This is a genomic window from Halosolutus gelatinilyticus (assembly GCF_023028105.1).
Taxonomy (GTDB): domain Archaea; phylum Halobacteriota; class Halobacteria; order Halobacteriales; family Natrialbaceae; genus Halosolutus; species Halosolutus gelatinilyticus.
Genome location: NZ_CP095491.1, coordinates 3,595,762 through 3,609,191 on the forward strand (window position 1 = coordinate 3,595,762; position 13,430 = coordinate 3,609,191).

At 66.2% G+C, this 13,430-nt stretch carries 15 protein-coding genes; 7 read left to right on the top strand and 8 right to left on the bottom strand.

The window, feature by feature from the left end; all coding sequences use genetic code 11:
• Positions 1-330: 330 nt before the first annotated feature.
• Positions 331-1,719 (top strand): glycosyl hydrolase family 28-related protein, encoded by a 1,389-nt coding sequence (locus MUH00_RS17630; protein ID WP_321576078.1) that lies wholly within the window; start codon positions 331-333, stop codon positions 1,717-1,719.
• A gap of 124 nt (positions 1,720-1,843) precedes the next feature.
• Here MUH00_RS17630 and MUH00_RS17635 read toward each other — a convergent pair whose 3' ends face one another.
• Complete coding sequence (locus tag MUH00_RS17635) at positions 1,844-2,818, bottom strand: DUF1616 domain-containing protein (protein ID WP_247000833.1); 975 nt, start codon at positions 2,816-2,818, stop codon at positions 1,844-1,846.
• Positions 2,819-3,170: 352 nt separating this feature from the next.
• Between MUH00_RS17635 and MUH00_RS17640 the strand changes: the two genes are divergently transcribed.
• From MUH00_RS17640 to MUH00_RS17650, 3 genes are all read left to right on the top strand, one after another.
• On the top strand, positions 3,171-4,124 hold the full coding sequence (locus MUH00_RS17640) for an NAD-dependent epimerase/dehydratase family protein (protein ID WP_247000834.1): 954 nt from the start codon (positions 3,171-3,173) through the stop codon (positions 4,122-4,124).
• 333 nt (positions 4,125-4,457) lie between these two features.
• Positions 4,458-4,805, top strand: coding sequence for a hypothetical protein (locus tag MUH00_RS17645; RefSeq protein WP_247000835.1), 348 nt, complete (start codon positions 4,458-4,460; stop codon positions 4,803-4,805).
• 70 nt (positions 4,806-4,875) lie between these two features.
• Positions 4,876-5,331 (top strand): NUDIX hydrolase, encoded by a 456-nt coding sequence (locus MUH00_RS17650; RefSeq protein ID WP_247000836.1) that lies wholly within the window; start codon positions 4,876-4,878, stop codon positions 5,329-5,331.
• Between the two features lie 43 nt (positions 5,332-5,374).
• Here MUH00_RS17650 and MUH00_RS17655 read toward each other — a convergent pair whose 3' ends face one another.
• On the bottom strand, positions 5,375-7,057 hold the full coding sequence (locus tag MUH00_RS17655; protein WP_247000837.1) for an acyl-CoA mutase large subunit family protein: 1,683 nt from the start codon (positions 7,055-7,057) through the stop codon (positions 5,375-5,377).
• Positions 7,058-7,221: 164 nt separating this feature from the next.
• On the opposite strand from MUH00_RS17655, the gene MUH00_RS17660 reads away from it, so the two are divergent.
• Complete coding sequence (locus MUH00_RS17660) at positions 7,222-7,461, top strand: DUF8142 family protein (RefSeq protein WP_247000838.1); 240 nt, start codon at positions 7,222-7,224, stop codon at positions 7,459-7,461.
• A 78-nt stretch (positions 7,462-7,539) separates the two neighbouring features.
• On the opposite strand, the gene MUH00_RS17665 is transcribed toward MUH00_RS17660, so the two are convergent.
• The gene (locus tag MUH00_RS17665) at positions 7,540-8,139 is read right to left on the bottom strand and encodes a GNAT family N-acetyltransferase (protein WP_247000839.1); all 600 of its coding nucleotides are present in this window, start codon (positions 8,137-8,139) and stop codon (positions 7,540-7,542) included.
• A gap of 171 nt (positions 8,140-8,310) precedes the next feature.
• Here MUH00_RS17665 and MUH00_RS17670 point away from each other — a divergent pair, with 171 nt between their 5' ends.
• Entirely contained in the window at positions 8,311-10,020 is a 1,710-nt protein-coding gene (locus tag MUH00_RS17670; protein ID WP_247000840.1) for an aldehyde ferredoxin oxidoreductase C-terminal domain-containing protein, read from the top strand.
• Between the two features lie 34 nt (positions 10,021-10,054).
• Here MUH00_RS17670 and MUH00_RS17675 read toward each other — a convergent pair whose 3' ends face one another.
• The 3 genes from MUH00_RS17675 to MUH00_RS17685 form a co-directional block, all read right to left on the bottom strand.
• Positions 10,055-10,618 (bottom strand): M48 family metalloprotease, encoded by a 564-nt coding sequence (locus tag MUH00_RS17675; protein ID WP_247000841.1) that lies wholly within the window; start codon positions 10,616-10,618, stop codon positions 10,055-10,057.
• Positions 10,619-10,665: 47 nt separating this feature from the next.
• Complete coding sequence (locus MUH00_RS17680; protein WP_247000842.1) at positions 10,666-11,328, bottom strand: HAD family hydrolase; 663 nt, start codon at positions 11,326-11,328, stop codon at positions 10,666-10,668.
• Between the two features lie 105 nt (positions 11,329-11,433).
• Positions 11,434-11,715, bottom strand: a complete 282-nt coding sequence (locus MUH00_RS17685; RefSeq protein WP_247000844.1) for a MoaD/ThiS family protein — start codon at positions 11,713-11,715, stop codon at positions 11,434-11,436.
• A 111-nt stretch (positions 11,716-11,826) separates the two neighbouring features.
• Here MUH00_RS17685 and MUH00_RS17690 point away from each other — a divergent pair, with 111 nt between their 5' ends.
• Entirely contained in the window at positions 11,827-11,964 is a 138-nt protein-coding gene (locus MUH00_RS17690) for a hypothetical protein (RefSeq protein WP_247000846.1), read from the top strand.
• A gap of 38 nt (positions 11,965-12,002) precedes the next feature.
• Here the strand turns inward: MUH00_RS17690 and MUH00_RS17695 are convergent, their stop codons facing one another.
• Both MUH00_RS17695 and MUH00_RS17700 read right to left on the bottom strand, forming a co-directional pair.
• A complete protein-coding gene (locus MUH00_RS17695) occupies positions 12,003-12,878 on the bottom strand; it encodes an alpha/beta fold hydrolase (protein ID WP_247000848.1) in 876 nt (291 codons plus the stop codon).
• 4 nt (positions 12,879-12,882) lie between these two features.
• Positions 12,883-13,392, bottom strand: coding sequence for a YciE/YciF ferroxidase family protein (locus tag MUH00_RS17700; RefSeq protein ID WP_247000850.1), 510 nt, complete (start codon positions 13,390-13,392; stop codon positions 12,883-12,885).
• Positions 13,393-13,430: the final 38 nt, after the last annotated feature.

Here is a 13,430-nt window from a genome sequence, read left to right on the forward strand (position 1 = left end):
AGGTCGCCGTTCGTCTCTCGTTGTGCAACGTTTGGTTTTTAAATATATTTGCTCATACTGCCAATAATTCACATTATATTAGGCGATCTCTTTATAAACGCACGAGTGCTTGTCGGTAGGCATGCAGCGCCCTCCTCGAACGTACCGACGACGGTCGCTTCTCGCTCTCATCGCTACCGCTCTCGTGGCCGTTGTCACGCGGGGCGATCGGTATCTGGCCGGAGACCACCGTCGGGGTGCATCCCCGAACGGAACGATATCGGACGCCGAGGCCGGAAGGACGGGACGTCTCTCTGCGTACGGCCAACACTACGGAGCGTAATCACGCATATGCCAACTCCATCCGACAACCACGGATTCGATCTCGGCTACGAGAGCGGCGAAGAGTGGGACTACAACGACGAGTTCGAAACGCTCGAGGAGCGGGTCCCGGTCGTCGCCGACGACGCCGATCGCGACGGGTACACCCCGTACGAAAACTCGGTGTTCCTCGCCCGAGATACGGGCGACGTCTACGTCGGCACCGAGACGGACTGGGAACACCGCGGCAACGTTACCGAACAGACGGTCCCCGTTACCGCGTACGGCGCCGTCGGAGACGGCGTCACCGACGACACGCAGGCGATCCAGGACGCGATAGACGACGTTCATTTCGGCGTCTTCTTTCCCGAACCCGAGGACGCCTACCTCGTCTCCGAACCGATCGAATTCGGCCACGGGGGGCATTCGCGGTACCTCCACGGGAACGGCGAAGTCACCATCCGAGCCGACCCGGATGGAACGTGGCCGGACGGAAACGGCGTCCTGAACAGACCGAAACGAACCGAGTGGATCGACGGTCACAATCTGACCGTCCGCGATCTGACCGTCGACGCTAACGGCGCCGCCGATCACGCACTTCGAATCAGTGCATCGGGTGCCGACGTGAACATCGTACTCGACGTGACGAACGTCCACGGCATCCGCGCCGCGAGTCACGGCTTCGCGATCCACCGGCCGATCGTCTCGCGAATCGGCACCTGTCGCGCCCAGTACAACGGCGGGAGCGGCTTTCTCGTCACCGGCCACGGAACGTCGACCCAGTTTACCACCTGTTACTCCCTCGACAACGACGGTCACGGCTACGAGATTCACCTGATGGATTACGCGGGTCTCGTCAACTGTGCGGCGGACAGAACCCGACGCGGCTACTCCCTTCACGGGACCGACGGCCACCGAAACATCGCGCTCGAGATCCACCACTGCGGCGTCGAGTGGCCGGCAGCGGAAGCCTACTACCTCGAGAGCATCAACAACGCGCACATCGTCGCGCCGCACGTCCACGATCCCAGCGACGACCATCCCATGCTCTCGTTCAACGCGTTCACCCGGATCACGGTGTCGAACTTCGTCTCGTTCGTCGAACCGCAGAACGCTCCCGTCGTCTCCGTGAACGCGGCCGGCGAGAACCAGACCCACTATCCGGATCTGTTGCACTTCGAGAACTCGCGGTTCGCCTCGATCGAGGGCGGCGACCTCGACCTCCGGTGGGTGTTGAGTTCGTACGGACTCGAGCTCGAGGACGACTCCCAGCTCGCGGAGTACAGCGTCAACGGCGACCTCTACTGCGGCGGCGACGACGGCAACGGTGTGATCGTCCGAGACCGTTCGACCGGCGCCCCTTACCGGATCACCGTCGAGGACGGGGAGGTCGTCGCCGACCCGGTGAACGAGCGATAGGTGAATCGCCACCGACAACGAACCGGTCCCGTCGCTCGACCGGCTCTCCCCGACTCGGTCCCCGAACGGTGCACTGCAGCGCCATGGACGACCGGACGGTCCGCCGATCGAACCGCCGGCAGCATTACGCTTCGTCGTCAGTCACCTCTACCCAGAGGTCGACGTAATAGTCCGCGTTTTTGACGGACGGGTCGTCCGGCACGTCCCCATCAAGGTACAGCAGCCAGACGATTCGGACGTCCCGGCCCGTGATCGTCGGCTGGAATTCGTCCGTCCGGAGCCGCGTCTCGTCGTGTTCGAGGCGGATGTCGAACCTGTCGAGTTCGCGTTGCTCGTCGACGACTACCTCGGATTCGTTCGACTCGATATCCTGTTCCGCGACGACGACAGTGTAGTTCACTGGCCGGTGTTCGTGGTTGTCGATGCCGACGATTACCTCGCGTTCCTCGCCGAGTTCGAACTCGGTCGGGTAATCGTCGGCGACCAGCTCGCCGTCCTCGTCCTCGGTCAGGAGGTAGATGGCCGAGTACGAGTCGGTCTGCGGCGTCATGGCGGCGTATCCGACGACCCCGATGAGGACCACCACCGCAACCACGAAGAGAACGGTTACCACAACCTCCCGCCACGCGAGCTGCCGGCGAGCGCCCGTCCGTTCCGACGCAGTCCCCGTTCGGGAGACGAGACGAAACCGTTCGGCGTCGAGAAGACGCCACCGTCTACCGGCCGCGATCAGCGTCATGACCAGCACGAGCCCGCTCACGACGAGGACGACGGGGATGGCGTGGATATCCCGCTGCATCGCGACGAGCCCGAGCGCAGCCAACGGAACGATCGTGAGGCTCAGCCCGACCGAGAGCGCGACGCGTTTGACCCCACCGATTCCGCCGCCTCCGGGGAGGAGACAAGCGGCGACGACGTACCCCGGAACGAACAAGAGGTACGGAAGCGCGAGCGGAACGGAGATCGGTACGTCGTGGGAAACCGGCGCGAGAACGACGGCGATACCGAAAATCGGTATTGCAACTACCGCGACGAGTGTGGCGAGAGGAGGGTGCCCGTCGCGCTGACGAGGTGATCCCTGCGACTCGTCGGCAGCCATTGCTCGTAGGCACCACCGTGGGTCATAAAAAGTTGAATTACAGTCGAGCTGACTTTCGTCGGCCCGAACACGTGGCGACCGCTGAACTGTCACTCGAACCGGCTCGTTTCGGTGCAATTCGAAAACGGGATGAGGACCGCTCTTTCGTGCGATTCGCTCACAGGAGCTGCGGGTACGGTGGACTACAGGCCCTCGAAACGGGATTCGACACACGTCCTCTCGGTCGACTGCCCGCCCGACTCGGTTTCTTCGCGGTCGAACAACGTTCGACCGCGGAACCGAACGACTCTCGAGGGCGATCGGACCGCCGTGGAGGGCAAAGGTCCATACACTTCTTCGTCGTCCATTCAGTATGCGGACACACGAACTCGGGGATTGCACGGTTCTCGTCACGGGCGGCGCCGGATTCATCGGCAGCCATCTCGCGAACGCGCTCGCCGGCGAAACCGACCTCAGGATTCTCGATTCGTTCACGACGGGGCGGCGGGAACAAGTCCCCGACGGCGCGACGGTCGTCGAGGGCGACGTTCGGGACGAGGACGCGCTCGCTCGAGCGACCACGGGCGTCGACCTGATCTTTCACGAGGCCGCCCTCGTCAGCGTCGAGCGCTCCGTCGAGAACCCGCTGGAGAGCCACTCGGTGAACGTCGACGCGACCCTCGCGCTGTTGGAACGGGCTCGAGCGCTCGACGCGCGGATCGTTCTCGCCTCCAGCGCGGCGATTTACGGGCAGCCGGAGCGGGCGATCGTCTCGGAGTCCGGTCGGAAGCTGCCGAGTTCGCCGTACGGGCTCGAGAAGCTCGCGGTCGACCACTACGCGCGTCAGTACCACGACCTCTACGGGCTCGAGACGGTGGCGCTTCGCTACTTCAACGTCTACGGACCGGGACAGTTCAACAGTGACTACAGCGGTGTCATCACCGCCTTCATCGATCGAGCGCTGGCCGGAGAGCTGATCTCGGTCCACGGAGACGGCGGCCAGACGCGGGACTTCGTCTTTGTCGAGGACGTGGTTCGGGCGAACCTCCTGGCTGCCACGACGGATCGCGTCGGCGGCGCGTACAACGTCGGGACGGGACGCGCCATCTCGATTCGCGAACTCGCGGAGCTGATCGTCGACGTGACCGACTCCGACTCCGAGATCGTTCACACGGACGAACGGGTCGGCGACATCCGCCACAGTCAGGCCGATATCGGTGCGGCGCGAGCCGACCTCGGCTACGCGCCCGAAGTCTCGCTCCGCGAGGGACTCGAGCGGACCGTCGAGTGGGCGGCGGCGTCGAACCGGCTCGGGGAGTCCCGGTGATCGTCTTCGAGGTCGAAACGGATCAGGTCGACCTCGATGGCGAATTCGATGGCGTCTCGGCGAGAGGGGGCGCGGTCCGGCCGGGCCTGCAAGATCCAGGGGCGTTGGTCCCATCCAATGGACCGATTAAGGGTCAGCTTCGACGAGGGGTCGTCGCGTCTGCGAACCCTCCCTGTGATCGCGAGCCGCAGTCTATCGTCGGCTCCCAGCGTTCGATCGACCAATAAGACGGTGCTACCGCGCCGCCTCGTCGATCGTCCGTGGTAACCGCAGATTGATCGGACGGGACGCTCACAACAGTTACCCGCCTCCCTCGTGACGTCCCTCGAACCCATGTCCCAGGGAATTACGCACTTCGCCGTCGGCGGTGCCGTAACCGCAATCCTGGCCGCGCTCGTTCCCGATCTACCGTATCCGCGGACCCTCGTTCTCGTGGGCGGCGGCTGGGCGACCGTTCCCGACGCGGTCAAACTCGTACAGCATCCCGCGCTGGCCGCGCTTCACGAGCACCCGATCGCCGACGTCTTCTGGTTCCACCGGACGCTCGATCGACTCGACGAGACCGATTCCGTCGCCGTCGCGAGCGCCGCGTTGGCGATCTTCATCGTCGTTACATCGCTCCTCGAACGCCGCGCCTATCGAGCCCCGGAATCAATTCACGAGCGCCTCGGCACCGAGTGAGCGGTTCTCGACCGTTCGTCGATACACTTCACGCTGCGGTTTTATGACCGTCCGAAGCGTACCACGACGAATGGAGAGCGACGTCGTCTACGTCCCGAAAGTCTGCGCCTACGTCACTCGACTCTCGGGAGCGGATCGCGGACCGGAACTGCTCGTGTTCGAGAGCCCGGAGCACGGCGGGCTACAGGTACCGAAGGGGACGATAGAACCCGGCGAGACGCCCCGGGAGGCGCTCCGGCGGGAGGTGGAGGAGGAGGCCGGGATTCCGACGCTCGATGCCGTTCGACACCTGACGACCGACGTGTGGACCCGTCGCCGCTCGCCGCCGAGGCGGTACCGACGGCACTTCTTCCACGCGAACGTCGAGGAGGATCGCGACGCGTGGACGCACGAGGTCACCGGATCCGGTTCGGAGACGGGTCTCGAGTTCGAGTTCTACTGGCTCGAACTGCCCACCTCGAAACGGTTCGCGCTGTCGCTGGACGACTACGTCGATCTGCTGGTGCAGACGCCGGACGTTCGGTGAGCCGTCGGTTTCGGCGGCTCCGTACGACGCGACCGATCGCGAGTCAGACCGCGCTCCCGGGCTGGTACTCGCCGAACTCGTCGCGCATCACGTTACAGATCTCGCCGACCGTCGCGTACGCCTTGACCGCCTCGATGATCGGCGGCATGAGGTTCTCGCCGCCGCGGGCCGTCTCCCGGAGCGCTTCGAGTTTGGCATCGACCGCTTCCTCATCGCGCTCGGCGCGAATCGATCGGAGGCTGTCGATCTGGCGCTGCTGGTCCTCCTCGGTGATCTCCTGGACGTCCATCTCGGGCTCTTCGTCGACCTCGAACTCGTTAACGCCGACGATGATGCGCTCTTTCTCCTCGATCTCGCGCTGGCGATCGAAGGCGGTGTCCTGGATCTGGCGCTGGACCCACTGCCGTTCGACGGCCTCGAGCATGCCGCCGCGCTCGTCGACCTCGTCCAGAATCTCGTACGCCTCCGCCTCGACCTCGTCGGTGAGCGACTCGACGTAGTAGCTGCCGGCGAGGGGATCGATCGTGTCGGCCGCCCCCGATTCGTGCGCCAGAATCTGCTGGGTCCGCAGCGCGGTTCGGACGGACTCTTCGGTCGGGAGCGCCAGCGCCTCATCCTTGCCGTTCGTGTGGAGACTCTGCGTGCCGCCCAGCACCGCCGCGAGGGCTTGGTAGGCGACCCGAACGACGTTGTTCTCGATCTGCTGGGCGGTGAGCATCGAGCCCGCGGTCTGGGTGTGAAACTTGAGCTGCTTGGACGTGGGATCCCGCGCGTCGAACCGGCCCTCCATGATGTCGTGCCACATCCGCCGGGCGGCGCGGAACTTCGCAACCTCCTCGAAGATGTTGTTGTGTCCGTTGAAGAAAAAGGAGAGTTGCGGGGCGAACTCGTCGACGTCCAGGCCGGCGTCGATCGCCGCCTCGACGTACTCGATGCCGTTGCCCAGCGTGAAGGCGAGTTCCTGGGCGGCGGTCGACCCGGCCTCGCGGATGTGGTAGCCCGAGATCGAGATGGTGTTGAACTTCGGCGTCTCCGCGGCGCAGAATTCGAAGATGTCCGTGATGATCCGCATCGACGGCCCCGGCGGGTAGATGTAGGTGTTGCGCGCGATGTACTCCTTGAGGAGGTCGTTCTGGATCGTCCCCCGTAGTTCGGCGCGGTCGACCCCCTGCTGGTCGCCCACGGCGATGTACATCGCCAGCAGGACGGAGGCCGGCGCGTTGATCGTCATCGACGTCGAGACCTCGTCCAGCGGAATGCCGTCGAAGACGGTCTCCATGTCGGACAGCGAGTCGATCGCCACGCCGGCTTTTCCGATCTCGCCGGCGGCCATGTCGGCGTCAGAATCGTACCCCATCTGGGTCGGCAGGTCGAACGCCATCGAGAGCCCGGTCTGACCCTGATCGAGCAGGTAGTGATAGCGCTCGTTCGTGTCCTCGGGCGTCGAGAAGCCGGCGTACTGGCGCATCGTCCAGAGCCGGCCGCGGTAGCCGGTCGAGTAGACGCCGCGGGTGTACGGCGGCTCGCCCGGATAGCCGAGATCCTCCCGGTAGTCCAGATCCGCGACGTCGGCCGGTGTGTAGAGTCGATCGACCTTCTGGCCCCCGGTGTCCGTCGTGAACGCCTCCGTTCGCTCACCGAACCGATCGAGCACGGGCTCGACCTCCTCCTCGTGCCACTCCTCCGCACCGGCACGGATTTCCTCGAGTTCGTCTGGATCGAACATTATAGATATCGTCGGTCGGGGAGGGCTTCAACCTTGATGAACGCTCCGGCGTGGGCGGCGGACGCTCATCGGTTCCACGAGCGATGCTCGCCGACGGTCGTCGACGACTGACCGTCGCGATCGCTGATGCTGGCGTTTATGTGCCGCGGCGTCGACCGTCGGCTATGGAGCCGTCGATGCCAGCGGATGAGGACGCCGGCAACCGGCGTCGTGCGGCGCTGTACACCCTTCCGTTTCTCGCGATCGGCCTGGGGAACCTGCTGCTGTTGCTCCAGTGGGGGCTGGACCCGCTCTGGGCGTTTCTAATCCTGCCGCCGATCCTGGCGCTCGCGGCGATCGGCTGGGTGGCGTTTCGCCACGGGTTCCACGAGGGGGCGCCCGGACCGGACGGACGCGTGCGGTGAGTCCGTTCCGCGACTCAACTCGCTCCCGTCGTCTCGCCAGCCGCCCTCTCTCGCGTTTCGATCCGTCTTGCGCTCCCCTTACCGGCCCGTATCGTACTTGTAGGTCGCCGTGTCCGGATCGATGCCGAAGTCCTCGGGGGTCTCCTCGTTCGAGGGCTCCTCGTCCCGCTCGGAGGCGCGCTTGAACGCCTCCCGGAGTCGATCGGGCATCCGGAACCGCTCGATCTCGATCGAGAGCGGCACCGCGTCGGGGTCGACGCCGTCCCGTTTGGCGGCCAGTCGATCGCGCAGCGGCGGCGGCAGTTGCGCCTCGTCGATCCGGCGGAAGCCGAACTGGGCGAGGTAGGCGCTCTCGCCGGTCAGCGCGTAGACGATATCGAACCCGTCGTCGCCCGCGTACTCGAGCAGTCGCTCGATCACGTGCGCCCCGACGCCCTGGTTTCGCCAGCTCTCGAGGACGCCGATGCTGGTCAACTCGCAGACCTCGGCGGGCCACTCGTCGTCGTCCTCGCCGATCTTGTGGATACGAACCCGACCGAAACCGGCTTTTTCACCGGAGGTCTCGTCGATGGCGACGACGTAATCGCGCGAGCGGAACGCCGTATCGTCGAGCCCCATCGCCTCGATGTGATCGAGAAGCCAGACCTCTTCCCTGTTTTTCGCGTCCCGCACGTACATGATTCGACGTAGGTGGCGTGCGGCCAAAAGCGTTTGCGGGGCGTCCGCTCGGTCTCGGGATTTCGGGACGAGATCCGACCGCGGATCGTCCCGGCGGCGGCCGGGTTCGTGACGCACCGGTCGGTCCCCCCGGCGAACACTCCTATAGGTTCTGCCCTGGTAGTACCGGATATGCGCCACGCGAAGGGGCCGCTGCTCACCGTCGACGTCGGTGAGCGAACGGCGACCGACACGGCGATCGACGAGGTGTTCGAAACGTACGTCGGGGGGCGTGCGGCCGCGACGGCGCTGGCCCACGAGCGAATCCCGTTCGACGCGGACCCGTTCGGACCGGAAAACCGAGTCTACCTGTCGACGGGGCCGCTCCAGCAGTCGACGATGTCCTTCACCGGACGGACGAACATGACGGGGCTGTCGCCGCTGACCGACGGCCTCCTCTCGGCCAACGCCGGGGGCTACCTCTCGCGGAACGTCGTCGGAACCGGGATCGGCGTCCTCGAGCTGGTCGGCGAGAGCGACGAGCTGCTGGCGATCCACGTTCGCGATAGTGTCGACGCGTCGCGATCGGCGGACGGGGAGGCGACGTCTCGCCCGCGGGTCGAGTTCGAGGAGATCCCCGAACTCGCAGGCGCCACGGTTCCCGAAACCTCCGAGTACGTGGTCGAGAACCAGGACCTCGGACCCGAACACTGCATCGCGATCGGTCCGGCGGGCGAGAACCTGGTCCGCTTCGCGTCGGTGATGACCTTCGACTCGCGGGCGTTCGGCCGTGGCGGACTCGGCGCGGTGCTCGGGTCGAAGAACGTCAAGTGCGTCACTTTCGACGGGAACTCGGCGCCGCCGGTCGAGATTCCTGATCCACCCGAGACGGACGTTCACCGCGAGGCGGCCCGGTCCGACGACCTGATGCGACGACAGGGGACGACGGGAAGCACGGAGTTCATCAACGAGAACTTCGCGCTTCCCACCCGCTACTTCGAGGAGGACGAGTTCGAAGACGCCGCGGCGATCGGCGGCGACGCCGTCGCGGAGAAGAAGTACGAGAAGGGCGCGTGCTCGGCCTGCGCCTACGCCTGTAAACTGCCGACGCGGGACGAGACGGCGGGCGTCGAGACCGAGGGGCCGGAGTTCGAGACGGTCTTCTCCTTCGGGTCGTGCCAGGGCGTGGGGGACGTCGTCGACGTCATGACGGCGAACGAGCTGTGCGATTCACTCGGGATGGACGCCGTCTCCGCCGGCGTCACCGTCGCGGCGTACCTCAAAAGCGAGGACGAGTTCGGCAACGCGGACCTCGCCCAGGAAGTGACGGAGAAAATCGCGTCCCGCGAGGGGATCGGCGACCTGCTCGCGGAGGGCGTCGATCGCTGTCACGAGGAACTCGGCGTCGACAACTACACCGTCAAGGGAATGGAGTTCGCCGCCCACGACGGGCGCGTCCTCCACGGGCAGGGCCTCTCCTACGCGGTCGCGAACCGCGGCGCGGACCACATGTACGCCGGGCTGATGAACCTCGAGTACAGCGGCGAACTCGACCCGCAGGGCACCCTCGGAAAGGCCGAGACGCTGGTCGAGGCGGAGAACGCCGCGGCGTTCCGAGATACCGGCATCGTCTGCGCCTTCGGGAGCGACTACGTCACCGAAGAGCGGCTCGAAACCCTGTTCGACGCCGACTACGAGGAGCTGCTGGCCGTCGGCGCCGCCACCGTTCGCCTCGAACGACACTTCAACAACCGGCGCGGATTCGACCGATCGGCGGACGAGTTGCCGTACGAGATCCCCGATCTGGAGGCCGCGATCGACGAGTACTACGCGGTCCGCGGCTGGGAGGACGGGATCGTACCCGACGAGCAGGTCGACGCGATCGCCCCCGAGGCGAACTGAGGAGCCCGGGGACTCGATCGGACGACCGCCGAGCTTACGGCCGGTGCAACCGCGTCTCGGCTCGGGGTTCGCGCGCCAGTTCGACGAGGCGATCGATCCGCTCGTCCGTGGACGGGTGCGTCGAGAAGATCCGTCGCCAGCGATCGTCCTCGGTCGTGTGCACGTACAGCGCCTCGAGTTCGTCGGCGGTCAGGAGGTGAAAGAGCGATCGGTCGAGCACGACGGCGCCGTTTCGGGCACTTCCGAGCGCGAAGGCGTTTGGCGTCGGCAATCGCGCCACGAGTATCGTCGGGTCGTCGACCGCCATCCGCCCTGCCGTTCGATCGAGGCGGCGGTAGAATTCGGGAACGGTCGATCGCGGCAGTTCGACGGCGTCGATTCGCGAGCGGAGTCGCGCCGTTCCGAGCCGATAGCTCAGGTAGCCGACCCCGAACGCGGTGCAGACGACGATCGCGACGGTCGCCTCGAGATCCAGCGCGACGGCCCAGAGCGCGGAGAGACCGAGGGAGGCGATCGTCGCCAGCCAGAGGTACAACAGAAGCACCGAACAGCCGACGAGCGCCATCAGGATCCTCGTCCCCGCTCGGTGTCTCCGCATGGCCGAGCTACGATCGGCGCGAGCAAACGAGTTGCGCTCGCGGGGCGTTACTCGACGACCGCGGGCAACTCCGCGAGCGACGTCAGCCGATACGTCGCTTCGACGTCCGTCTCCGGCGCGGTTCCGTCCCGCTGTAGGTGCGCCGCGTCGATGCCGGCGTTTCGCGCCGCCCGCACGTCGACCGATCGATCGCCGACGTACAGCGCCGACTCGGCGTCGAGCGCCGCCATCGCGGCGCGGATGTTCCGCGGGTCGGGCTTGCGCCGGGCCAGCCCGTCCGGCGTGAGGGGACAGCCGTGGACGGTCTCGAACAGCGACTCGAAGCCGAACCGGTCGAGCAGCGTCGAGACGACGGACGGGTGGTTGTCGCTGACGATCCCGAGTGGCCGCCCGATCGATCGCACGGCGACGACGTCGTCGTAGGCCGATCGCAGGCCGCGCTCGACCGCCTCTAACTGGGTCCGGACGAGTTCTCGCGCGGCGCGCGCGCAGAACGCTTCCGTCTCGATTCCGAGGCTTCGACACCGCCGCGTGATCGACTCGAAGTCGCCCTCGAGGAGCGCGCCGAGCGTCTCGGCTACCGGTCCCGACCTGCCGAATTCGACCGGTTGGGCGTCGTACGCGCGGCGCACGGCGTCGGAGAACCGATCCATCGACGGCCCCTCGACGAGGACGCCGTCGAAGTCGAACAGGACCGCATCGTACTGCATGCTGCGCGATGGTATTCGCCCGAACGTCTTAACAGTAGTAGGTGGTGACAGTCGCGACGAGAGGACAAAAGCGGATCGGGCGCCAACAGCTGCTATCGAGGCCGTTCAGCCGCCGTACACCGACGGGACCAGCCGAACGATCGCGTCCGGGTCGAGACGCGTTTCGAGCCCGTCGAGGTGGACGACGTTCCGCTCGTCTTTCGTCACGACAGTGTCCCCCGCGAGCCCGCTCCCGTCGGCCGCCGCGAGTCGTCCCTCGAGCGCCGGAAACTCGGCCTCGAGTTCGCGGAGGAGGCCGCCGATCGTCTCGACCTCGGTCTCGAAGTGGACCGTCTTCTCGCCGACGTCGTCACGAAACGGACCGAAGAAGACGCACGTTACCCGCACGGATCGACGTTTTGTGCGAAACGCCTTGTAGCCGACGGGTCCGGCGCGGCCTACCGGGAGTACGTCGAGGAACTGATCCTCGAAAATCGGCTGCGCGAGGGCGAGTGGCGGTTGAACGGCCGCGACGTCGACCTCCCGGTCGGCCACGTCGGCCTCTCGACCGCGCCCGAGGCCCACGAGGGGTGGCCCCGCGTCCGGGAGTGGCTCGCGGCCCGACGCGAACCGTCGTCAAAACGAGCGACGGCGTAGCGCCGGTTCGCAGGCGGACGGCAGAACCGGGGGTCGCGTCAGGAGTCGTCCCCGCTCGCGGCCGTCCGATCGAGGAACGATCGAACCGTCGCGTCGAAGGTGAGTTTTCGCTCGTGGAAGGCGCCGTGTTTCGCCCCCGGAACGAGTTCGAGCGTTCCGTTCGGGAGTTCGTCGGCCGTCCGTCCGGCGAGCGCCGCGGTGAAGTAGGGGTCCCGCTCGCCGCCGAAGACGAGCGTCGGCTGGCGGAGCTCGTCGAGTCGATCGCAGCCATCGAACGCGAGGATGAACTCGAGCGATCGCCGCACGTCGGCGGGTTCCGCGGGCCGGGGCAGCAGGAATCGGCCGATCGTCTGGACTATCGGCGGGTAGGTGATCGCGCGACCGTCCGAGAACATGTCCCTGGCGAGTTTCGATCGGATCGACTGCCAGTCGCGAGCACGGGCATAGCGTTCGAACTCGCGGACGTCCGATCGGGCGTCCGCGTCGAGCCGGCAGGCCGAGTTCGCGAGGACGAGTCGGTCGACGAGGTCGGGACGGCGTCGCGCGAGGGCTTGGCCGATCAGTCCGCCCATCGAGATGCCGAGCAGGTCGACGCCCTCGTGCGAGTCGGCGATCGATTCGAGCGGTCGGGCGTGAGTTTCGGCCGCGCGATCGGCGTCGTATTCCGGCGGAAGCCCGCGCGGGCGGCTGACCAGGTACACCGTGTACTCGTCGAGGTACCGGGCGAAGTACGGAGCGAGCGCCAGTCCGGCTCCCGGCGGGTACGCGCCCGGGAACATCGCGTCGCCGAAGCCGGGGAGCACGGCGAGCGCTCGCGAGCCGCTTCCGACGACGGCGTACGGGTGCCCGCCCGGGAGCGTTCCGGTGTCCTGCGAGAACGGACTCGACTGCGGAAACGGCGTCGTCCGCTGCATCAGCTTACGACGGCGTCAGTCGGTCCCACAGCGATTTCATCTCGGACGCCGTCGACAGCGTGTCGAGTTCGCGGTAGGCCGACTTCTCCTCGTCGTAGTTCGCCTCCAGCGGCGTTTGCACGTCGTCGCCGAGTTCGAGTTCGGTCGCCAGCATCGACAGTCCCTCGTAGGCCGTCATCTCGACCCGTTCGGTCATCATCCCCGCGTTGAGGTAGACCATGTCGAGCATGTCGTCGTCCGTGATCTGATCCTCGAGGTTCCGACGCTCCGTTTCGAGGGCGTCGAGCACCGGATCCTCCCGCGCTTCGGGCCGCTCGCCGAGCGCGTCGAACGCGTCTTCGATGCGGTCGACCTGCGTTCGCGTCTCGTCGCGGTGGTCGGCGAACCCGGTGCTCAGCCGATCGTTGCTCGCGTTGAGCGCCATCTCGTCGAGCGCGTCGACGAGTTCCTGTTCGACGTAGTACTGCTGTGCGAGTTTGTGGACGAATAGCTGGTGAAGGTCGTCTATCGCCATGTGCGAACCGTCGCCGTCCCGTTGGATAGTCGCCATCC

Coding starts and splice junctions, on each gene's coding strand:
- MUH00_RS17670 (WP_247000840.1), top strand. CDS start 8,311: ATGCGCCACGCGAAGGGGCCGCTGCTCACCGTCGACGTCGGTGAGCGA.
- MUH00_RS17630 (WP_321576078.1), top strand. CDS start 331: ATGCCAACTCCATCCGACAACCACGGATTCGATCTCGGCTACGAGAGC.
- MUH00_RS17655 (WP_247000837.1), bottom strand. CDS start 7,057: ATGTTCGATCCAGACGAACTCGAGGAAATCCGTGCCGGTGCGGAGGAG.
- MUH00_RS17635 (WP_247000833.1), bottom strand. CDS start 2,818: ATGGCTGCCGACGAGTCGCAGGGATCACCTCGTCAGCGCGACGGGCAC.
- MUH00_RS17640 (WP_247000834.1), top strand. CDS start 3,171: ATGCGGACACACGAACTCGGGGATTGCACGGTTCTCGTCACGGGCGGC.
- MUH00_RS17650 (WP_247000836.1), top strand. CDS start 4,876: ATGGAGAGCGACGTCGTCTACGTCCCGAAAGTCTGCGCCTACGTCACT.
- MUH00_RS17695 (WP_247000848.1), bottom strand. CDS start 12,878: ATGCAGCGGACGACGCCGTTTCCGCAGTCGAGTCCGTTCTCGCAGGAC.
- MUH00_RS17700 (WP_247000850.1), bottom strand. CDS start 13,392: ATGGCGATAGACGACCTTCACCAGCTATTCGTCCACAAACTCGCACAG.
- MUH00_RS17645 (WP_247000835.1), top strand. CDS start 4,458: ATGTCCCAGGGAATTACGCACTTCGCCGTCGGCGGTGCCGTAACCGCA.
- MUH00_RS17675 (WP_247000841.1), bottom strand. CDS start 10,618: ATGCGGAGACACCGAGCGGGGACGAGGATCCTGATGGCGCTCGTCGGC.
- MUH00_RS17680 (WP_247000842.1), bottom strand. CDS start 11,328: ATGCAGTACGATGCGGTCCTGTTCGACTTCGACGGCGTCCTCGTCGAG.
- MUH00_RS17665 (WP_247000839.1), bottom strand. CDS start 8,139: ATGTACGTGCGGGACGCGAAAAACAGGGAAGAGGTCTGGCTTCTCGAT.
- MUH00_RS17660 (WP_247000838.1), top strand. CDS start 7,222: ATGGAGCCGTCGATGCCAGCGGATGAGGACGCCGGCAACCGGCGTCGT.